The organism is Nocardioides sp. CF8, from assembly GCF_000389985.1.
Taxonomy (GTDB): Bacteria; Actinomycetota; Actinomycetes; order Propionibacteriales; family Nocardioidaceae; genus Nocardioides; species Nocardioides allogilvus.
Window position 1 is genome coordinate 3,006,035 of the sequence record NZ_CM001852.1, and the last position, 19,612, is coordinate 3,025,646.

Annotated in this window: 17 protein-coding genes; 7 read left to right on the forward strand and 10 right to left on the reverse strand. The window is 70.1% G+C overall.

The features are described 5' to 3' along the window. Positions 1 to 59 precede the first annotated feature (59 nt). From CF8_RS14725 to CF8_RS14735, 3 genes are read left to right on the forward strand one after another with little or no spacing between them, the layout of a single operon-like run. The gene (locus tag CF8_RS14725; protein WP_010833901.1) at positions 60 to 1,574 is read left to right on the forward strand and encodes an ABC transporter ATP-binding protein; all 1,515 of its coding nucleotides are present in this window, start codon (positions 60 to 62) and stop codon (positions 1,572 to 1,574) included. Further along, on the forward strand, positions 1,571 to 2,779 hold the full coding sequence (locus CF8_RS14730; RefSeq protein WP_232211520.1) for an ABC transporter permease: 1,209 nt from the start codon (positions 1,571 to 1,573) through the stop codon (positions 2,777 to 2,779). The genes CF8_RS14725 and CF8_RS14730 overlap by 4 nt, the downstream gene beginning before the upstream one ends. Continuing rightward, on the forward strand, positions 2,776 to 4,068 hold the full coding sequence (locus tag CF8_RS14735) for an ABC transporter permease (RefSeq protein WP_010833903.1): 1,293 nt from the start codon (positions 2,776 to 2,778) through the stop codon (positions 4,066 to 4,068). The genes CF8_RS14730 and CF8_RS14735 overlap by 4 nt, the downstream gene beginning before the upstream one ends. Before the next feature lie 5 nt (positions 4,069 to 4,073). Here CF8_RS14735 and CF8_RS14740 read toward each other — a convergent pair whose 3' ends face one another. The 5 genes from CF8_RS14740 to CF8_RS14760 form a co-directional block, all read right to left on the reverse strand. Continuing rightward, positions 4,074 to 5,270: an amidohydrolase gene (locus tag CF8_RS14740; protein WP_010833904.1), complete on the reverse strand. Its 1,197-nt coding sequence runs from the start codon at positions 5,268 to 5,270 to the stop codon at positions 4,074 to 4,076. 2 nt (positions 5,271 to 5,272) lie between these two features. Continuing rightward, entirely contained in the window at positions 5,273 to 6,253 is a 981-nt protein-coding gene (meaB, locus tag CF8_RS14745) for a methylmalonyl Co-A mutase-associated GTPase MeaB (RefSeq protein WP_010833905.1), read from the reverse strand. Then, complete coding sequence (gene scpA / locus CF8_RS14750) at positions 6,243 to 8,423, reverse strand: methylmalonyl-CoA mutase (protein ID WP_036491123.1); 2,181 nt, start codon at positions 8,421 to 8,423, stop codon at positions 6,243 to 6,245. Before scpA ends, meaB begins: the two co-directional genes overlap by 11 nt. Then, entirely contained in the window at positions 8,420 to 10,189 is a 1,770-nt protein-coding gene (locus tag CF8_RS14755) for a methylmalonyl-CoA mutase family protein (protein ID WP_010833907.1), read from the reverse strand. The genes scpA and CF8_RS14755 overlap by 4 nt, the downstream gene beginning before the upstream one ends. Positions 10,190 to 10,260: 71 nt before the next feature. After that, positions 10,261 to 10,545 carry a hypothetical protein gene (locus CF8_RS14760; RefSeq protein WP_010833908.1) on the reverse strand — a complete coding sequence of 95 codons (285 nt, stop codon included), beginning with the start codon at positions 10,543 to 10,545 and terminating at the stop codon, positions 10,261 to 10,263. Positions 10,546 to 10,709: 164 nt separating this feature from the next. On the opposite strand from CF8_RS14760, the gene CF8_RS14765 reads away from it, so the two are divergent. Next, positions 10,710 to 11,768, forward strand: a complete 1,059-nt coding sequence (locus CF8_RS14765; protein ID WP_010833909.1) for a glycosyltransferase — start codon at positions 10,710 to 10,712, stop codon at positions 11,766 to 11,768. On the opposite strand, the gene CF8_RS14770 is transcribed toward CF8_RS14765, so the two are convergent. The 3 genes from CF8_RS14770 to CF8_RS14780 are packed head-to-tail and all read right to left on the reverse strand — an operon-like array spanning position 11,744 to position 15,166. Further along, complete coding sequence (locus tag CF8_RS14770; protein ID WP_010833910.1) at positions 11,744 to 12,523, reverse strand: succinate dehydrogenase/fumarate reductase iron-sulfur subunit; 780 nt, start codon at positions 12,521 to 12,523, stop codon at positions 11,744 to 11,746. The genes CF8_RS14765 and CF8_RS14770 overlap by 25 nt on opposite strands. Further along, positions 12,520 to 14,370, reverse strand: coding sequence for a fumarate reductase/succinate dehydrogenase flavoprotein subunit (locus CF8_RS14775; protein ID WP_232211521.1), 1,851 nt, complete (start codon positions 14,368 to 14,370; stop codon positions 12,520 to 12,522). Before CF8_RS14775 ends, CF8_RS14770 begins: the two co-directional genes overlap by 4 nt. Before the next feature lies 1 nt (position 14,371). After that, positions 14,372 to 15,166: a hypothetical protein gene (locus tag CF8_RS14780; RefSeq protein WP_036491126.1), complete on the reverse strand. Its 795-nt coding sequence runs from the start codon at positions 15,164 to 15,166 to the stop codon at positions 14,372 to 14,374. Positions 15,167 to 15,320: 154 nt separating this feature from the next. On the opposite strand from CF8_RS14780, the gene CF8_RS14785 reads away from it, so the two are divergent. From CF8_RS14785 to CF8_RS14795, 3 genes are all read left to right on the forward strand, one after another. Beyond that, positions 15,321 to 16,022, forward strand: a complete 702-nt coding sequence (locus CF8_RS14785; RefSeq protein WP_036493269.1) for a succinate dehydrogenase cytochrome b subunit — start codon at positions 15,321 to 15,323, stop codon at positions 16,020 to 16,022. Positions 16,023 to 16,094: 72 nt separating this feature from the next. Further along, positions 16,095 to 18,062 (forward strand): fumarate reductase/succinate dehydrogenase flavoprotein subunit, encoded by a 1,968-nt coding sequence (locus CF8_RS14790; protein WP_198017042.1) that lies wholly within the window; start codon positions 16,095 to 16,097, stop codon positions 18,060 to 18,062. A gap of 14 nt (positions 18,063 to 18,076) precedes the next feature. After that, entirely contained in the window at positions 18,077 to 18,820 is a 744-nt protein-coding gene (locus CF8_RS14795) for a succinate dehydrogenase/fumarate reductase iron-sulfur subunit (RefSeq protein ID WP_036493272.1), read from the forward strand. Between the two features lie 76 nt (positions 18,821 to 18,896). Here CF8_RS14795 and CF8_RS14800 read toward each other — a convergent pair whose 3' ends face one another. Together CF8_RS14800 and CF8_RS23225 are read right to left on the reverse strand one after the other, a co-directional pair. Next, positions 18,897 to 19,118: an SCO4848 family membrane protein gene (locus CF8_RS14800; RefSeq protein ID WP_036491132.1), complete on the reverse strand. Its 222-nt coding sequence runs from the start codon at positions 19,116 to 19,118 to the stop codon at positions 18,897 to 18,899. Position 19,119: 1 nt separating this feature from the next. Then, positions 19,120 to 19,612, reverse strand: a 493-nt coding sequence (locus CF8_RS23225; RefSeq protein ID WP_036491134.1) for a YhjD/YihY/BrkB family envelope integrity protein, incomplete at its 5' end; no start/stop codon positions are given.

The window sequence follows — 19,612 nt, forward strand, 5'->3', positions numbered from 1 at the left end:
GGGAGGCCGACGCTCGCGTCGGTCTCCCCCTCGGCACGTCGTGAATAGGATGCGTTGCCATGAAGCTTGTTCTTCGAGACATCACCAAGCGATTCGGGTCGCTGGTCGCCAACGACCGGATCTCGCTCGAGGTGTTGCCCGGCGAGGTGCACTGCCTGCTGGGTGAGAACGGCGCCGGGAAGTCCACCCTGATGAACGTGCTGTACGGCCTCTACCGGGCCGACGAGGGCGAGATCGTGCTCGACGACGTCGTGCAGCACTTCTCCGGTCCCGGCGACGCCATGGCGGCCGGCATCGGCATGGTCCACCAGCACTTCATGCTGATCCCGGTGTTCACCGTCACGGAGAACGTCATGCTCGGCAACGAGGCCACCGGCTTCGCCGGCACCCTCGACCTCGACGCCGCCCGCGAGCGGGTCCGCGAGATCTCCAGCCGCTTCGGGTTCCACGTCGACCCCGACGCGATCGTGGAGGACCTGCCGGTCGGCGTACAACAGCGCGTCGAGATCATCAAGGCCCTGTCGCGAGACGCGGAGGTGCTGGTCTTCGACGAGCCGACCGCGGTGCTCACGCCGCAGGAGACCGACGAGCTGATGGACATCATGCGCCAGCTCAAGGAGGCCGGGAAGGCCATCGTCTTCATCACCCACAAGCTGCGTGAGGTGCGTGCGGTTGCCGACCGCATCACCGTCATCCGCCGCGGCGCGGTCGTCGGCGAGGCAGAACCCACCGCCACCAACGCCGAGCTCGCGGCCCTCATGGTCGGGCGGCCTGTCGAGCTGACGGTCCACAAGGACGCACCCCAGCTCGGCGACGACGCGCTGGTGGTCCGTGACCTCCGCGTGGTCGACGCCCTCGGACAGGTCCACCTCGACGGCATCAGCTTCACGATCAAGGCGGGCGAGGTGCTCGCCGTCGCCGGCGTCCAGGGCAACGGCCAGACCCAGCTGACCGAGGCCCTGCTCGGCCTCCAGGACCACGTCGAGGGCTCGATCACGCTGGACGGCAAGGAGCTGGTCGGCCGCTCGGTGCGCAAGGTGCTCGACGCCGGCGTCGGGTTCATCCCGGAGGACCGCCAGACCGACGGGCTGGTCGGTAGCTTCTCCATCGCCGAGAACCTCATGCTCAACCGCAGCTTCCGCTCGCCGTTCGTCCGGCGCGGTGCGCTGCGACGAGACGCCCTCGAGACGTTCGCCGAGCAGAAGCTCCAGGACTACGACGTCCGTGCCCCCGACATCCACACCCACGCCGGCAAGCTCTCCGGTGGCAACCAGCAGAAGGTCGTCGTCGCCCGCGAGCTCTCGCGCGACCTGCGCCTGCTGGTGGCCGCCCAGCCGACGCGCGGGGTCGACGTCGGCTCCATCGAGTTCATCCACAAGCAGGTCATCGCCACCCGCGACAGCGGGATCCCGGTGCTGGTCGTGTCGACCGAGCTCGACGAGGTCGTGGCCCTGGCCGACCGGATCATGGTGCTCTACCGCGGGCAGGTGGTGGGCATCGTGCCCGGCGACACCCCACGCGAGACACTCGGACTGATGATGACCGGCGAGCGCCCGAAGGACGTGGTCGCGTGAGCGGCACCGAAGTGAAGCCGAGGGCCACCCCGCCCGAGGGCCCCAGCCGTTCACAGTCAGTGCTCCGCGAGATCGCCTCCGGCAACGCGCTGGCCGGCGTGCTCGCGGTGTTCCTGGCCGTCGTCGTCGGCTCGCTGATGATCGCCATCACCGACGAGGAGGTGCGGGCGTCGGCGTCCTACGTCTTCGCCCGCCCGGGCGACTTCTTCCAGGCGAGCTGGGACGCGATCTGGGGGGCCTACACCGCGCTGTTCCGTGGTGCGGTCTACAACGACCGGGTCGACGACTTCGCCACGCAGATCCGCCCGCTCACCGAGACCCTGAAGTTCGCCGGGCCGCTGATCGCGGCCGGGCTCGGGGTCGGCCTGGCGTTCCGCGCGTCCCTGTTCAACATCGGCGGTCGCGGCCAGATGTTGCTGGCCGGTGCTGCCGCCGGTTGGGTGTCCTTCACGTTCGACCTGCCGATGGTCGTGCACCTGCCGCTCGCCATCTTCGCGGGCATGCTGGCCGGCGCCCTGTGGGCCGGACTGGCGGGCCTGCTGAAGGCCCGAACCGGCGCGCACGAGGTGATCGTGACGATCATGCTCAACTACGTCGGCTACTACCTCGTCTTCTTCGCGCTCTCGCGCCAGGGGCTCCTGCAGGCCCCGGGCTCGGCCAACCCCAAGTCCGCACCGGCCCACGACTCGGCGATCCTGCCGAAGATCCTCGGCGACCGGTTCAACCTGCACCTCGGCTTCGCCCTCGCCCTGGTCGCCGTCGCCCTCGTGTGGTGGCTGCTCAACCGGTCGACGCTCGGCTACCGCATCCGTGCGGTCGGGGAGAACCCCGACGCCGCCCGCGCCGCCGGCATCAACGTGGGCCGCACCTACACCGTGGTGATGCTGATCGCGGGAGCCCTCGTCGGCCTCGCCGGCGCCAACCAGGTGCTCGGCACCGTCACCAGCGGCGTCACCACCGACCTCGACGCCGGCATCGGCTTCGACGCCATCACCGTCGCGTTGCTCGGCCGGTCCAAGCCCCTGGGCATCCTGGGCGCCGGGCTGCTCTTCGGCGCCTTCAAGGCCGGCGGCTTCGCGATGCAGGCCTCCGAGGGCATCCCGGTGGACATCGTGCTCGTCGTCCAGTCCCTGATCGTCCTGTTCATCGCGGCGCCGCCCCTGGTGCGCGCGATCTTCCGGCTCCCCGCCAAGGAGGCGAAGTGAGCACCACGACCGCTCTCTCCCCCACGCCCCACACCGGCGGCCCCGTCGTGGGCACCGTGAAGGTGGCCAGCCGCAAGACGCTCGTGATCTTCGCCGTACTCACCGCGGGCCTGGCGCTCATCCTGGCCACCTCGGCCGAGGCCGGTGACACGACCTTCCGCCTCGCGGCCGACAGCGACTTCTTCCAGCTCCCGCAGCTGACGGTCCCCTCGCTCCCGACGGCCTGGGTGCTCGCCGCGGTCTGTGCCGTGCTCACGGCCGAGTCGCTGCGCCGCTACCTCACCAAGCGCTCCACCCCCGGGTGGGTCGTGGTGGTCTTCGCCGTGGCGTGGATGGCCGGCTTCCTGACCTGGGCCGCCGCCGGCGGCTCGGTGCCGGTCGTGGGGCTGTTGGCCGGCTCGCTCGCGCTGGCCGTGCCGCTCGTGTTCGGCGCCCTCGGCGGCGTGCTCGGCGAGCGTGCCGGGGTCGTCAACATCGCCATCGACGGCCAGCTCCTGCTCGGGGCGTTCGCAGCGGCGATCGTGGCCTCGTCGACGGGCTCGCCCTGGGCTGGGCTCGTCGCGGCGATGCTCGCAGGCGCCCTGGTGGCGCTGGTGCTGGGCGTCTTCGCCATCACCTACCTCGTCGACCAGGTGATCGTCGGCGTCGTCCTCAACGTCCTGGTGATCGGCCTGACCAGCTTCTTGTTCAGCCAGGTGCTGGCGCCCAACGCCGCCACCCTCAACTCCCCGCCGCGCTTCCCGCGGGTGCCGATCCCGGTGCTCGGCGAGATCCCCCTGGTCGGACCGATCTTCTTCCGCCAGACCGTCGTCGTCTACCTCCTCTACATCGCGGTGGCGCTGGTGACCTTCGCCCTCTACCGCACGCGCTGGGGACTGCGGGTGCGCGCCGTCGGCGAGCACCCCAAGGCAGCCGACACGGTCGGCATCAAGGTCAACCGCACCCGCTACCGCACCATCCTGCTCGCCGGCGCGATCGCCGGCATGGGCGGCGCGTTCTACACCTTGGTCTCGGTCCCGCAGTTCAACCGCGAGATGACCGGCGGCGCCGGCTACATCGCGCTCGCCGCGGTGATCTTCGGCAAGTGGGACCCGGTCCGCGCGACCTTGGCGGCGCTGCTGTTCGGCTTCGCGTCCAACCTGCAGGGCGTGCTGGCGGTGCTCGGTTCCCCGGTCCCCAGCCAGTTCATGCTGATGCTGCCCTACGTCATCACGATCTTCGCCGTCGCCGGCCTGGTCGGTCGCTCACGACCGCCGGCGGCCGACGGGGTGCCCTACCAGAAGGAGTAGCGGGCTCAGGCCGTCAGCGCGGCGGTCGCGACCTCGGCGAGCACCCGCGCGCCGATGCCGGTCGCGCGCTCGTCGATGCGCAGGTTGCCCTGGTGGAGGTCGTACGTCGGGCCGCCGGGCGTGCGGGTTCCGAGCCGGGCCATCGAGCCGGGGATCCGGTCGAGGTACCACCCGAAGTCCTCGCCGCCCAGGCTCTGCGTGGTGGAGACATGTCCGTGGTCGCCGAGCACTCGCTCGACCGCGCCGGCCAGGACCGCCGTCGCGTCGGCGTCGTTGACCACCGGCGGCACCCCGCGCTGGTAGGTGACCTCCGCGGACACGCCGTACGGCGCCACGATCTGTCCGACGAGGGTGCGCACGATGTGCTCGGCGTCGGCCCAGGCGACCGCGTCGAGCATCCGCACGGTGCCGGCGAGGGTGCCCCGGCCGGGGATCACGTTGGCAGCAGCGCCGGCCTGGACCATGCCCCACACGAGACTGACGCCGGCGCGCGGGTCGAGACGGCGGCTCAGGATCGCGGGCAGCTCGGTGATCAGCTTGCCGAGGGCGAAGGTGAGGTCCTCGGTGAGGTGGGGGCGGCTGGTGTGCCCGCCCTTGCCGCCGAGGCGCACGAACAGCGAGTCCGCGGCGCCGGTCAACGGCCCCTCGCGCAGGCCCAGCCGGCCGACGTCGAGGCTGGGGTCGCAGTGCAGCCCGAAGACCTGGTGCACGTCGTCGAGGGCGCCGGCCTGGATGAGGTGCAGCGCTCCCCCGGGCATGATCTCCTCGGCCGGCTGGAAGAGCAGCCGCACGCGACCGTGCAGCAGCCCGCTGGCCTGCACCTGGTCGAGCGCCAGCGCGGCACCCACCAGGCCGGCGGTGTGCACGTCGTGGCCGCACGCGTGCGCGACGCCGGGGACCGTGCTGACCCAGGGGTCCTTGACGAGGTCCTCGACCGGCAGCGCGTCGAGGTCGGCACGCAGCGCGACCAGCCGCTCGCCGGTCCCGAGCTCGCCGATCAGGCCGCCGCCCGGGATCGGGTGGAGCTGCCAGTCGGTGTCGGCGAGCGCCTCGATGACCTTCTGCGTCGTGCGTGACTCAGTCCACGCCAGCTCGGGGTGGGCGTGCAGGTCGCGGCGGAAGTCGATGAGCTGGTCGGCGTACTTCTCGACGACAGCAGCGATCAGCGTGGTCGGCGAGTCGCCTGCGGTGGTGTCGGACATGATCAGTCCAGCGTAGTTGAGTCGTAGGCAGCGAGGATCTTGTCGGCGGCCATCGGCGCGGTCAGCTCGCCTGCCAGCACCTCGGCGCGTACGGCGTCGCGGACCGCCGCGACGCCCGGCGAGCGCCGCAGTCGCTGCTCGAGCTCGTCACGCACCAGCGCCCAGGTGAAGTCGAGCTGCTGGCCGGCGCGCTTGCGGGCCAGGCCCTCGGCTCCGAGGTGCTCGCGGTGGGCCTCGATGCGGGCCCAGACCTCGTCGACGCCGACGTCGTTGAGCGCCGAGCAGGTCACGACCGGGGGCGCCCACTCGCCGTGCCCGCGCACGAGGCGCAGCGCGCCGGCCAGCTCGCGGGCGGCGCCGCGGGCCTCCTGCTCGCGATCGCCGTCAGCCTTGTTGACGGTGATCACGTCGGCGATCTCGAGGATGCCCTTCTTGATGCCCTGCAGCTGGTCCCCGGTGCGGGCCAGCGTGAGGAAGAGGAAGGTGTCGACCATGCCGGCAACGGTGACCTCGGACTGGCCGACGCCGACGGTCTCGACGAGCACGACGTCATAGCCGGCCGCCTCGAGGACGTGCATCGCCTGCGTGGTCGCGCGGGCGACGCCGCCGAGCGTGCCCGCGGACGGGGACGGCCGGATGAAGGCGGCGGGATCGACCGACAGGCGGGCCATCCGCGTCTTGTCACCGAGCACCGAGCCTCCGGTGCGCACCGACGACGGGTCGACCGCGAGCACCCCGACGCGATGGCCGGCAGCGGTCAGCTGCGAGCCGAGGGCCTCGATGAAGGTGGACTTCCCGACGCCCGGGACGCCGGAGATGCCGACCCGGATCGCGGTCCCGGTGTCTGGGAGCGAGGACAACAGCTCCCGCGCCAGGACCCGGTGCGCGGGCTTGGACGACTCGACGAGCGTGATCGCCCGCGAGACTGCGGCCCGGCGCCCGGCGCGGATGCCCTCGAGGAGGCTGGGGACGTCAGGCGTCACGAAGTCGCGCCAGCAGGTCGAGCGCCGAGTCGGCGATCACCGTGCCCGGCAGGAACACCGCAGCGGCACCCATGTCCTTCAGCGTCTGCACGTCGTCCGGCGGGATGACGCCGCCGATGACCACCATGATGTCCTCGCGGCCCTGGTCGGCCAGTGCCTGCTTGAGGGCAGGCAGCAGCGTGAGGTGGCCGGCCGCCAGCGAGGAGACCCCGACGATGTGCACGTCGGCGTCGATCGCCTGCTGGGCGACCTCCTCGGGCGTGGAGAACAGCGGGCCCACGTCGACGTCGAAGCCGAGGTCGGCGAAGGCGGTGACGACGACCTTCTGACCGCGGTCGTGGCCGTCCTGGCCCATCTTGGCAACGAGGATGCGTGGGCGGCGCCCCTCCTCGGCCTCGAACTCGTCGGTGGCAGCCAGCACCTGGGCGACCTTGCCGCCGGCGGCGCCGTCGGTCGACAGGTTGGCTTCGTCGCGGTACACGCCGCTGATCGTACGGATCACGGCCTGGTGGCGGCCGTAGACCTTCTCGAGCGCGTCGGAGATCTCACCGACGGTCGCCTTCGCGCGGGCCGCGTCGACCGCGAGCGCGAGCAGGTTGCCCTCGAGCGAGCCGCCTCCGACCGCGCCGGCCTCGGCCGACCTGGTGAGGGCGTCCAGCGTGCGGCGTACGTCGTCGTCGTTGCGCTCGGCGCGCAGCCGCTCCAGCTTCGCGATCTGCTGGCGGTAGACGTCGTCGTTGTCGACGCGCAGCACGTCGAGCTTGTCCTCGACGGGCAGGCGGTAGGTGTTGACGCCGATGACCTTCTGCGAGCCGGCGTCGATGCGGGCCTGGGTGCGGGCCGCCGCCTCCTCGATGCGCATCTTGGGGATGCCCTGCTCGATGGCCTTGGCCATGCCGCCGGCGCGCTCGGCCTCGAGGATGTGCGCCCACGCACGCTCGGCGAGGTCGTGGGTGAGCCGCTCGACGTAGTAGGAGCCGGCCCACGGGTCGATGATCTCCGTGGTCCGCGACTCCTGCTGCAGAAGCAGCTGGGTGTTGCGCGCGATCCGGGCCGAGAAGTCGGTCGGCAGCGCGATCGCCTCGTCGAGGGCGTTGGTGTGCAGCGACTGGGTGTGGCCCTGGGTCGCGGCCATCGCCTCGATGCAGGTGCGCCCGACGTTGTTGAAGACGTCCTGCGCGGTCAGCGACCAGCCGGAGGTCTGCGAGTGGGTGCGCAGCGACAGCGACTTGGGGTTCTTCGGGTCGAAGTCGCTGACCAGTCGCGCCCACAGCGCGCGAGCCGCACGCATCTTCGCGATCTCCATGTAGAAGTTCATGCCGATCGCCCAGAAGAAGCTCAGGCGCGGCGCGAACTGGTCGATCGTCATGCCGGTGCCCAGGCCGGCGCGGATGTACTCCACACCGTCGGCCAGCGTGTAGGCGAGCTCCAGGTCGGCCGTGGCTCCGGCCTCCTGGATGTGGTAGCCGGAGATCGAGATCGAGTTGAAGCGCGGCATCTTCTGCGAGGTGAAGGCGAAGATGTCGCTGATGATCCGCATGCTCGGCGCGGGCGGGTAGATGTAGGTGTTGCGGACCATGAACTCCTTGAGGATGTCGTTCTGGATCGTCCCCGCGAGCTGCTCCGGCTTCACCCCCTGCTCCTCGGCGGCCGCGATGTAGAGCGCGAGCACCGGCAGCACGGCGCCGTTCATGGTCATCGACACCGACATCTCGTCGAGCGGGATGCCGTCGAAGAGGGTGCGGGTGTCGTAGATCGAGTCGATCGCGACACCGGCCATGCCGACGTCGCCACGCACCCGCGGGTGGTCGGAGTCGTAGCCGCGGTGGGTCGCGAGGTCGAAGGCGACGCTCAGGCCCTTCTGGCCGGCCGCGAGGTTGCGCCGGTAGAACGCGTTGGACTCCTCGGCGGTCGAGAACCCGGCGTACTGCCGGATCGTCCACGGCTGCGTGGTGTACATCGTCGGGTAGGGCCCGCGCAGGAACGGCGCGAGACCGGGCCACGTGTCGAGGGCGTCGAGGCCCTCGAGGTGCTCGGGGCCGTAGGTCGGGAGGATGTCGATGCCCTCGGGCGATGCCCACGGCTCGCCCCCGTCCCGCTGGTTGAGCAGGTCGCTCTGCGACCGTGTCGAAACCAAGGGAACCTCGGCGAAGTTATTCGGAATGCTCATGCCAGCGCCTCTCGCGTCCGAGCGAGGAACGCCAACGCGTCCACGCCCATCGCACAACTGTCGTCCACACCATCGATCTGCTTGCCCGCGATGATCACGTGCTGGGCGCCCGCGTCGCGCAGCGCCGTGACGAGGGCGGTGCCCCAGTCGGCGTACGCCGCATCCGGACCGGCCAGACAGACAACACCGGAGGCGACGCCGCTCGACTTGTACGCCGCCAGCGCCGACTCGACCCCGTCGGTCGGCCCGGCCGCCTCGACGGCGACCCCACCGGCGGCGAACAGGTTGGTGGCGAACGTCGCGCGAGCGGTGTGCGCGGCGACGGTGCCCATGGTCGCGAGGAACACCGGCGCGGCGGCGGGCTCGTCGCGCAGCGCCTCGAAGGCGTGGCCGTAGCGGCGCACGCCCTCCCCGACGGGGGATGCCGGGCGTTCCGGCAGCGTCTCGCCGAGGTTGGGGAACTCGCTCACGCCGGTCAGCGGACGCTTGCGCTGTGCGACCTGCTCGTCGCGCACGGCAGCCACCTCGGCGATGCGGGCGACGAGCCCGTCGTCGGCGGCCAGTCCCCCGGCGGCCTCGATCTTCTGGAGCTCGGCCCAGCCGGCGGCGGCCAGGTCGTCGGTCAACTTCTCGACGGCGTAGGAGCCACCGGCGGGGTCGGCGACCCGGGCGACGTGCGACTCGGAGATCAGCAGCGAGGAGGTGTTGCGGGCGATCCGGCGACCGAGCGCGTCGGGGAGGCCGAGCGGCTCGTCGAAGGGGATCACCGTGACGGCCTCGGCGCCACCGGCTCCGGCGGCGAACGCAGCGACCGTGCCGCGGAGCATGTTGACCCAGGGGTCGTACTTGCTCATCTGCGGGCGGGAGGTGACGGCGTGCTGGCGCATCGTGGGATCGGCGACGTCGCTGAGCTCGAGGACCCGCGCCCAGAGCCGGCGCGCGGCGCGCAGCTTGGCGATCGAGGGGAACTGCTCGTCGGTGACGGCGAGGCGGAACTCGATGACGGCCGCGGCCTCGTCGGCGCTGAAGCCGGCATCGGTCAGGGCACGCAGCGCGGTGACGGCGGCCGCGATGGCGACGCCGAGCTCCTGGGCGTCACTGGCGCCCTGCTCGTGCACGGCCAGGCCGGAGGCGACGACGCCGAGCACGCCGTGCTCGCGAGCGAGGGTCGCGATCTCGACCAGGTCGTCAGCGAGCGGGTCGGCGCCGAGGTTGGTGCCGGGGTGCAGGTCGACACCGGTGTCGTCGGCGAGCGCGACCAGCGCCTGCGCGGCGGCGAGCGAGGAGCCGGACAGGATCACCGGGGCGAGGTCGAGCAGCACCCCCTGCAGGGCGCGGGGCAGGTCGTCGACGCCGAGACCGGCACCGAGCTCGACCCACAGCGACGTGGCGCCGTTGTCGAGGTCGACCAGCATGGCCTCGTTGGCCAGCGCCGCGTCGGGGCCGCTGATGTGGGCTCGGATGTCCCAGTCGCTCGCGCGGGTGGGGCGACCGGAGGTCGTGAGGCCCTCGAGATCGGCAGCCGAGCCGATGGGCGCGACCTCGATGCCGTCGAGCGTGGTCCGCGTGAGCTTCGCCCACACCGCCGAGTCCGGGTCGTCGTCGGACAGCTTGCGACTCTTGCGCAGGACGGCGGCCGTGGCCGCCTCCCAGGCTGCCGCGTCGTGGTCGTCGGCGGGCGTGGCCAGTCGGAGCGAACCCTGAGCGGGCTCCAGCTCCTCGGGCTCGTTGAGGCCACCCTCGGCATTGGCGGGGACGTCGGTCATGGTGGGCAGGATAGGCCCGACGCACCCGACCGCGCTGCGGGTGGACCTATGGCATACCTCTCACAGGGAGCTCAGCAGGGGCGGACCGCGGTGATGTCCGTCCGGTTGTGGTCGTGGTCCATCGCGAACGTGCCGGGTTTCCCGACGTGCACGTTGGCGTGGAACTGGTTGAACGCGTGCTGCAGCGACGGCCTGTCGCAGACGTTCGGCCCCACCTCCACGAGCGTGCCGCCGACGTTGACGTAGTGGTGGTGCGCGGGGACGTTGCCGGCGGGCTGGGCGGCGGACAGGGCTGCGACTCCCACGAGGGAGGCTGCGGCGAGCCCCGCGAAGGCGAGGCGGATCAGGTTGCGCATGGGGGTTCCTCCGTCAGGGCGGGTTGAGACCCGAGAACCACCACTCAGCATCCCCGCCGCGATCACTCGCGTCATCACCCAGACTGGCGATCACGGGCGCGATGTTCATCCAGTCTCCACCCGGTTGGTGCGGCGGGTTCGCCTGACGGCGGGACCCTGCCGCCATGGAGACGCGCCGGATCGCCCTGGTCACCGAGAAGTTCTATCCCGCCGTCGACGGCACGACGACCACGCTCAAGCAGGTCGCCGACCACCTCATCGACGCGGGACACGAGGTGCTGATCGTCGCGCCCGGGCCGGGCCTGGGCACCTACCGTCGCAGCCAGGTCGCCCGGATCCGGCCGCTCGACAAGCCGGGTCGCCAGGTGCGCGAGGCGCTCGAGCGGTTCCAGCCCGACCTGGTGCACGTCACCTCGCCGGCCACGATCGGCCGCAAGGCCCTGAAGCACGCGCGTCGCCTCGCCGTACCCACCCTCGTCGTGCAGCACTCGGTGCCGTTGCTGGCTCCCCGGGCGGACCGCGTCGTCGCGACCTCCGCGTTCCTCGCCGATCGGCTGCGCGAGCTCGACGTGGACGCCCCGGTCTGGGAGCCGGGCGTCGACACCCGCGCCTTCAACCCCGACCTGCGCGACCAGTGGCTGCACGACAAGTGGTCGCGTGCCCGCTCCCGCGAGGGCCGCCAGGTCGTGGTCGGCTACGCAGGCAGTCTCCACAAGCGTCACGGCGTACGCCGCCTCGCGGAGCTCGCAGGTCTCGCGGGCGTCCGCCTCGTCGTGATCGGCGACGGCCCGCAACGGGTCTGGCTCGAGCGCCACCTGCCCCACGCGAAGTTCACCGGTGCGCTGACGACCGGCGACCTCGCCGCGGCCCTCGCCTCGCTCGACCTGCTCGTCCACACCGGTGAGGAGGAGTCGTGCTGCCACGCCCTGCGCGAGGCCGCCGCGACCGGGCTCCCCGTCGTCGCCCCGCGGGCGGGCGGAGCACCGGGCGTCGTGCGCACGCTGGAGACGGGCCTGCTCTACGACCCGGCCTCCCCGACGGGGCTGCGTCGCGCCGTCGAGGCCGTGGCGGGTGATCGGCACCGCGCGCTCATGGGGGCGCGCGGTCGCGAGCTGAGCACGCGGTCGTGGGCCGACGCCTGCGCCGAGCTCGTCGCCGAGCACCACGCGCCGCTGCTCGGCACGCGCGAGCTCGTCGCTCAGGCGTCGGTGCGCCCCTCGTAGTCCTTGCTCCGCAGCCCGATCTTGTTGCCGAGCCACACGAGCGGGTCGTACTTGCGGTCGGCGACGCGCTCCTTCATGGGGATGATCGCGTTGTCGGTGATCTTGATGCCCTCCGGGCAGACCTCGGTGCAGCACTTGGTGATGTTGCACATCGACAACCCCGCGGCGCCCTGGGCGAGCTCACGCCGGTCGTGGGTGTCGAGCGGGTGCATGTCGAGCTCGGCATAGCGCAGGAAGAACCGCGGCCCGGCGAAGGCCGGCTTGTTGTCCTCGTGGTCGCGCACGACGTGGCAGGTGTTCTGGCACAGGAAGCACTCGATGCACTTGCGGAACTCCTGCCCGCGCTCGACGTCGATCTGCGCCATCCGGCGCTTGCCGTCGGCGTCGCGCGGCGGCGGTGCGAACGCCGGCAGCTCCTTGGCCTTCTCGTAGTTGTAGGACACGTCGGTGACCAGGTCGCGAATCACCGGGAAGCTGCGCATCGGGGTGACCGTGATGACCTCGTCCTCCTCGAAGTCCGAGAGCCGGCACATGCACATCAGCCGCGGCTTGCCGTTGACCTCCGCGCTGCAGGAGCCGCACTTCCCGGCCTTGCAGTTCCAGCGCACCGCGAGGTCGCCGGCCTGCGTGCCCTGGACGCGGTGGATCGCGTCGAGCACGACCTCGCCCTCGGAGACCTCGACGGGATAGTCCTTGATCTCGCCGCCGTCCTTGTCCCCACGCCAGATCCGCAGCTTGAGCAGGTAGTTGGTCATGCGAAGTACCCCTTCAGCTCGTCGGGCATCTCGGGCAACGGCTTCTCGTGCAGGTCGACCCCGTCGCCGGTGCTGTTGAGGTTGACCACGAGGTTCTTGGTCCCCCACTCGGGATTCGGGCCGGGGAAGTCGTCGCGGGTGTGACCGCCGCGGGACTCCTCGCGCGCGAGCGCCGCCTTCGCGATGCACTCGCTGACGATCAGCATGTTGCGCAGGTCGAGCGCGAGGTGCCAGCCCGGGTTGTACTGCCGGTGCCCCTCGACGACCATCGTCCGCGCCCGCTCCTTGAAGGCCTCGATCTCGCTCAGCGACTCCTCGAGCTCGGTGGCGGTGCGGATGATGCCGACCAGGTCGTTCATCGACTGCTGCAGGTCCGACTGGATCGTGTACGGGTTCTCCCCGCCCTCGACCTCGAACGGCGCCAGCGCGCTGGCCTGCGCCGCCTTGACGTCTGCCTCGTCGACCCGGGGCCGCTGCTCGCCCAGCGAGTCGGCGTAGGCCGTCGCGGCCTCGCCCGCCCGCTTGCCGAAGACCAGCAGGTCGCCGAGCGAGTTGCCGCCGAGCCGGTTGGAGCCGTGCATGCCGCCCGAGCACTCGCCCACGGCGTACAGGCCCGTCACCGCGCTCTCCTGGGTGTCGGCGTCGACCTCGACGCCGCCCATGACGTAGTGGCAGGTGGGCCCGATCTCCATCGGCTCCGCGGTGATGTCGACGTCGGCCAGCTCCTTGAACTGGTGGTACATCGACGGCAGCCGCTTGCGGATGAACTCGGGTGTACGGCGCGAGGCGATGTCGAGGTAGATGCCGCCGTGGGGCGTGCCGCGCCCGGCCTTGATCTCGGAGTTGATGGCCCGCGCCACCTCGTCGCGCGGCAGCAGCTCAGGGGGCCGGCGGTTGTTCTTCTTGTCGTCGTACCAGCGGTCGGCCTCCTCGACCGTGTCGGCCGTCTCCGCTTTGAAGAACTCCGGGATGTAGTCGAACATGAAGCGCTCGCCCTCGGAGTTCTTCAGGATGCCGCCGTCGCCGCGCACCGACTCCGTGACCAGCAGCCCCTTCACCGAGGGCGGCCAGACCATGCCCGTCGGGTGGAACTGGACGAACTCCATGTTGATCAGGCTCGCGCCGGCCCGCATCGCCAGCGCGTGGCCGTCGCCGGTGTACTCCCAGGAGTTGGAGGTGACCTTGAACGACTTGCCGATCCCGCCGGTGGCGAGGATGACGCTGGGGGCGTCGAAGACGATGAAGCGGCCGGACTCGCGCCAGTAGGCGAAGGCGCCTGCGACCTTGTCGCCGTCCTTGAACAGGTCGGTGACCGTGCACTCCATGAACACGTCGATGCCGAGCGCCACCGCCCGCTGCTGCAGCGTGCGGATCATCTCCAGGCCGGTCCGGTCGCCGACGTGGGCGAGACGGGCGTACTTGTGCCCGCCGAAGTCGCGCTGGGAGATCAGCCCGTCGTCGGTGCGGTCGAACAGCGCGCCCCAGTCCTCGAGCTCCTGGACCCGCTCGGGCGCCTCCTGGGCGTGCAACTGCGCCATCCGCCAGTTGTTGAGCATCTTCCCGCCGCGCATGGTGTCGCGGAAGTGGACCTCCCAGTTGTCCTCCGGCCAGCGGTTGCCCATCGCCGCGGCGATGCCGCCCTCGGCCATCACCGTGTGGGCCTTGCCGAGGAGCGACTTGCACACGATCGCGGTGCGCGCGCCCGAGTCGTGGGCGGCGATGGCCGCACGCAGCCCCGCCCCGCCGGCTCCGATCACGACGACGTCGTAGGTGTGCCGCTCCATGCCGCCCTCGGCGGACCCGGACATCTCGTTGCCGGTCATGGGGTGTCGGGTCGTCTCAGCCATGTCAGAAGAACCTCGGGTCGTCGAAGGTGCCCATCGCCAGCAACCAGATGTAGAGGTCGACCAGGGCGACGGAGAACAGGGAGTACCACGCGTACTTCGCGTGGTGGACGTTCAGCTTCGAGACCCAGGTCCACAGCTTGTAGCGCACCGGGTGCTTGGAGAAGTGCCGGAGCCGTCCACCCACGGTGTGCCGGCACGAGTGGCACGAGAGCGTGTAGAGCCAGATGAGGACGACGTTGATCAACATCAGGAGCGTGCCCAGCCCCATGTGGCCCCACTCGTGCTCGGCATTGCGGAACGCCAGCACGACGTCGAAGCTCAAGATCAGGGCGACCAGCACAGCGGCGTACCAGAACCAGCGGTGCAGGTTCTGCAGGATCAGCGGGAAGCGCGACTCACCGGAGTAGGCCTGGTGCGGCTCCGCGACGGCGCACGCGGGCGGCGAGAGCCAGAAGGCGCGGTAGTAGGCCTTGCGGTAGTAGTAGCAGGTCATCCGGAAGCCCAGCGGGAAGATCAAGATGATCAGCGCCGCGGAGAACGGGAAGCCCTTGAACGGCTGCCCGAAGTCCGAGGCGCCCTCGACGCAGTCGCCCAGGCAGGGCGAGTAGAACGGCGAGAGGTAGGGCGAGGAGTAGTAGTCGCGACCCATGAAGGCGCGGATCGTCGCGTAGACGACGAAGGCCGAGAACACCACGAACGTCAGCAGCGGCGCGACCCACCACCGATCCGTTCGCAGGGTGCGCGCCTCAATGCTGGCCCGCGTGGGTCCTGTCACTCCGGTACCGGTGGATGCCACAGCTGCTACTCCTCCGTGGTGGACAACGGCTCCGACTATGACGGCTGTCACACGTCAGGGGAAGGGGGCGCGCCACACGGACCGGCCGGTAACCGGACATATGTCACACGGCCCGCGCCTTTTGCACGGTCCCGAGCGCGGTACGGTGCTGCTCGTGTCAACCACGTCTCTGGTCAAAGGGGCGCGTGCATCGCGCTCGACCATCGCGCTCAAGCTCCTGATGGCGATTTCCGGCCTCATCTTCATCGGCTTCGTGCTGATGCACATGTACGGAAATCTCAAGGCCTTCGCCGGCCATGATGCCTTCAACGAGTACGCCCACCACCTGCGCACCTTCGGTGAGCCAATGCTGCCCCACGAGGGGTTGCTCTGGATCATCCGAGTGACGCTGCTCGGTGCACTCATCGTGCACGTGTATGCAGCCGTCGCGCTGTGGCGTCGTGCCCAGCGCGCGCGCACCACGCCGTACGCCGTGAAGAAGCACACCGGGGCGACGTTCGCGAGCCGGCTGATGCGCTGGGGCGGCGTCACGCTGCTGCTGTTCATCATCTGGCACCTCCTCAACTTCACCATCGGGAAGGTCAACGTCTCCGGCGGCCCGACCAACGACCCCTACAACCTCCTGGTCGACACGTTCGACACGTGGTGGCTGACGGTGATCTACCTCGTCGCGATGGCCGCGCTCGGCGCGCACCTGCACCACGGTGTCTGGAGTGCCGCGCAGACGCTCGGCCTGACGGGCAACGCCAAGGCCCGCGCCACCTGGAAGAAGATCGCGTTCGTGACTGCGCTGATCATCTCGGTCGGCTTCTCGCTGGTGCCGATCTTCGTCCTCGCCGGCGTCATCTCGAAGTAAGGGATCTCAATGAACTACGAAATGCCGGACACCACCACGACGGCCGATCCCTCCCAGGACACCCCGGCCGAGATGACCGACGACGCCGCGGGCTACTACAGCCCCGGTGAGCCGATCGTCGACGCCAAGGCACCGACGGGCCCGATCGCGGACCGCTGGCAGGACCGCAAGTTCGAGGCCCGCCTGGTCAACCCGTCCAACCGCCGCAAGCTCAACATCATCATCGTCGGCACCGGCCTGGCCGGTGCCTCCGCGGCGGCCACGCTCGGCGAGGCCGGCTACAACGTGAAGTCCTTCTGCTACCAGGACTCGCCGCGTCGCGCCCACTCGATCGCCGCCCAGGGCGGCATCAACGCGGCGAAGAACTACAAGGAGGACGGCGACTCCATCCACCGCCTCTTCTACGACACCGTCAAGGGTGGCGACTACCGCTCGCGCGAGTCGAACGTCTACCGCCTGGCCGAGGTCAGCACCAACATCATCGACCAGTGCGTCGCCCAGGGCGTCCCGTTCGCCCGGGAGTACGGCGGACTGCTGGACAACCGCTCGTTCGGCGGCGTCCAGGTGTCGCGGACGTTCTACGCCCGTGGCCAGACCGGCCAGCAGCTGCTGATCGGCGCCTACCAGGCGCTCGAGCGCCAGGTCGCCGCCGGCACCGTCGAGACCTTCACCCGGCACGAGATGCTCGAGCTGATCGTCGTCGACGACAAGGCCCGCGGCATCATCGCGCGCGACATGGTCACCGGCGCGATCGAGACCCACCTGGCCGACGTCGTCGTGCTCGCCAGCGGTGGCTACGGCAACGTCTTCTACCTCTCGACCAACGCGATGGGCTGCAACGTCACCGCCGCGTGGCGTGCGCACCGCAAGGGCGCCTACTTCGCCAACCCCTGCTACACGCAGATCCACCCGACCTGCATCCCGGTCTCGGGCTCGCACCAGTCCAAGCTGACGCTGATGAGCGAGTCGCTTCGCAACGACGGCCGGATCTGGGTGCCGAAGAACGCGGCCGACTGCGAGAAGGACCCGCGCGACATCCCCGAGGAGGACCGCGACTACTACCTCGAGCGGATCTACCCCTCCTTCGGCAACCTGGTCCCCCGCGACATCGCGTCGCGTGCGGCCAAGTACGTCTGCGACGAGGGCCGCGGTGTCGGCCCGAAGGTCGACGGCGTCGCCCGCGGTGTCTACCTCGACTTCGCAGCCGCCATCGAGCGCCTCGGCAAGGACGGCATCGAGGAGAAGTACGACAACCTCCTCGACATGTACGAGCGGATCACGGGTGAGAACCCCTACGAGGTGCCGATGCGCATCTACCCCGCCGTGCACTACGTCATGGGTGGCGTGTGGGTCGACTACGACCTGATGTCGACCATCCCGGGCCTGTTCGTGACCGGTGAGGCCAACTTCTCCGACCACGGCGCCAACCGCCTCGGTGCCTCGGCGCTGATGCAGGGCCTGGCCGACGGCTACTTCGTGCTGCCGCACACCATCCGCGACTACCTCGCGGACGGCCCGTTCGAGAAGGTCGACGAGTCGCACCCGGCCGTCGTCGAGGCCCGCACGTCGGTCGAGGAGCGGATCAACCACTTCCTCAACGTCAACGGCACCCGCAGCGTCGACTCCTACCACCGCGAGCTCGGCAACATCATGTGGGAGTACTGCGGCATGGAGCGGACCGAGGACGGCCTGAAGAAGGCCATCGACCTCATCCGCACGCTCAAGGACGACTTCTGGCGCAACGTCAAGGTGCTCGGCACCAACGAGTCGCTCAACCAGTCGCTCGAGAAGGCCGGCCGGGTCGCCGACTTCATCGAGCTCGGCGAGCTGATGTGCATCGACGCCCTTAACCGCCGCGAGTCCTGCGGTGGCCACTTCCGTGGCGAGTCGCAGACCGAGGACGGCGAGGCCCTGCGCCACGACGACCTCTTCGCGTACGTCGCAGCGTGGGAGTTCGCCGGTGACGGTGAGCCGCCAGTCCTGCACAAGGAAGAACTCACCTACACAGCCATCGAGATGAAGCAGCGGAGCTACAAGTGAGCAGCAACAGCAACATGAGCCTGACGCTCAAGATCTGGCGTCAGCCCGATGCCGTCTCGGCCGGCGCGATGCACACCTACCAGGTCACCGACGTGTCCCCGGACATGTCGTTCCTGGAGATGCTCGACGTGCTCAACGAGGACCTCAACGCCAAGGGCGAGGACCCGATCGCGTTCGACTCCGACTGTCGCGAGGGCATCTGCGGCATGTGTGGCCTGATGATCAACGGTGACGCGCACGGTCCCGAGGTCACCACCACCTGCCAGCTGCACATGCGCTCGTTCACCGACGGCGAGACCATCACCATCGAGCCGTGGCGTGCCACCGCCTTCCCGGTGATCAAGGACCTCGTCGTCGACCGCAGCTCGTTCGACCGGATCATCCAGCAGGGTGGCTACATCTCGGTCAACACGGGTTCGGCTCCCGAGGCCCACTCCGTGCCGGTCCCCCGCGACGACGCCATGCGCGCCTTCAGCGTGGCCACCTGCATCGGTTGCGGCGCCTGCGTCGCGGCCTGCCCCAACGGTTCCGCCTCGCTGTTCATGGGTGCCAAGATCACCCACCTCGGCGAGCTCCCGCAGGGCCAGCCCGAGCGCGACTCGCGCGTCGTCAACATGGTCGCCCAGCACGACCACGAGGGCTTCGGTGGCTGCACCAACATCGGCGAGTGCACCGCCGCCTGCCCCAAGGAGATCCCGCTCGACGTGATCTCGCAGCTCAACAAGGACCTCCGCACCGCGCTCAAGCACGGTTTCTGAGCTCCAACGTCGAGACAGCGGTATCCCACAGCCACCTGGTGGCTGGTGGATACCGCTGTTTCGTTGTCCTGCCCGCTCAGTCGCGCGAGCGCAGCACCTTCGCACCCCAGGCGGCGAACACGCCCCCGAGGACCAGGTTGACCACGATCAGCACGGTGTGGGCGATCCAGTAGCCGGCCGGGCGGTCCTCGCCGGCGGCGTGGGCGGCGTACAGGTTCTTGGTGAACATGCCCCAGGTGAGGAAGTTCCACGCGGCGAGGCCGAGGAGGAACAGGCCGTGCTTGCGCTGCATCTGCATGTCAGTGCTTCTTTCGTCGGAGTACGGCGACCAGCGCGAGCATCACGCCCGCGCCTGCGGCAAAGGAGCCCTTGGCCAGCCCTGCGGCAGGAGCAGGCTGTGCGGCCACGCGCGCGGCCGCAGGGAGGTCGATGGGCGGGCCCTGGACGACACCGTCGGCGGCCTGCACCGAGGCCCGCGCAGCGCGGGCGTCCGCTGACGTGTGCGCCCACGCGGCGGCGTACATCACGACCCGCGAGAAGTAGTTGATCCACACGACGAGGACGAGCGCGATCCCGAACGCCTGCACGGCCGGCTGCTCCTTGGTCGCCTGGAGCAGGAACGTCGAGAGCTGCTTGAGCAGCTCGAAGGCGATCGCCCCGAGCAGCGCACCCGACCACAGGGACCCGTTGGGGACGTTGGGCCGCGCGAGCACCTTGAAGAAGGCGAAGAACAGCAGGGTGCTCGCGGCCAGCCCGAGCGCGAGGGCCAGCAGCCACAGCAGCGGCTCGGGA

What these genes read in the sequence shown, in the direction of transcription:
- scpA (WP_036491123.1), bottom strand. Translation starts at nt 8,423, where the DNA reads ATGAGCATTCCGAATAACTTCGCCGAGGTTCCCTTGGTTTCGACACGG.
- CF8_RS14800 (WP_036491132.1), bottom strand. Translation starts at nt 19,118, where the DNA reads ATGCAGATGCAGCGCAAGCACGGCCTGTTCCTCCTCGGCCTCGCCGCG.
- CF8_RS14790 (WP_198017042.1), top strand. Translation starts at nt 16,095, where the DNA reads ATGACCGACGACGCCGCGGGCTACTACAGCCCCGGTGAGCCGATCGTC.
- CF8_RS14795 (WP_036493272.1), top strand. Translation starts at nt 18,077, where the DNA reads ATGAGCCTGACGCTCAAGATCTGGCGTCAGCCCGATGCCGTCTCGGCC.
- CF8_RS14740 (WP_010833904.1), bottom strand. Translation starts at nt 5,270, where the DNA reads ATGTCCGACACCACCGCAGGCGACTCGCCGACCACGCTGATCGCTGCT.
- CF8_RS14725 (WP_010833901.1), top strand. Translation starts at nt 60, where the DNA reads ATGAAGCTTGTTCTTCGAGACATCACCAAGCGATTCGGGTCGCTGGTC.
- CF8_RS14770 (WP_010833910.1), bottom strand. Translation starts at nt 12,523, where the DNA reads ATGACCAACTACCTGCTCAAGCTGCGGATCTGGCGTGGGGACAAGGAC.
- CF8_RS14765 (WP_010833909.1), top strand. Translation starts at nt 10,710, where the DNA reads ATGGAGACGCGCCGGATCGCCCTGGTCACCGAGAAGTTCTATCCCGCC.
- CF8_RS14755 (WP_010833907.1), bottom strand. Translation starts at nt 10,189, where the DNA reads ATGACCGACGTCCCCGCCAATGCCGAGGGTGGCCTCAACGAGCCCGAG.
- CF8_RS14760 (WP_010833908.1), bottom strand. Translation starts at nt 10,545, where the DNA reads ATGCGCAACCTGATCCGCCTCGCCTTCGCGGGGCTCGCCGCAGCCTCC.
- CF8_RS14775 (WP_232211521.1), bottom strand. Translation starts at nt 14,370, where the DNA reads ATGGCTGAGACGACCCGACACCCCATGACCGGCAACGAGATGTCCGGG.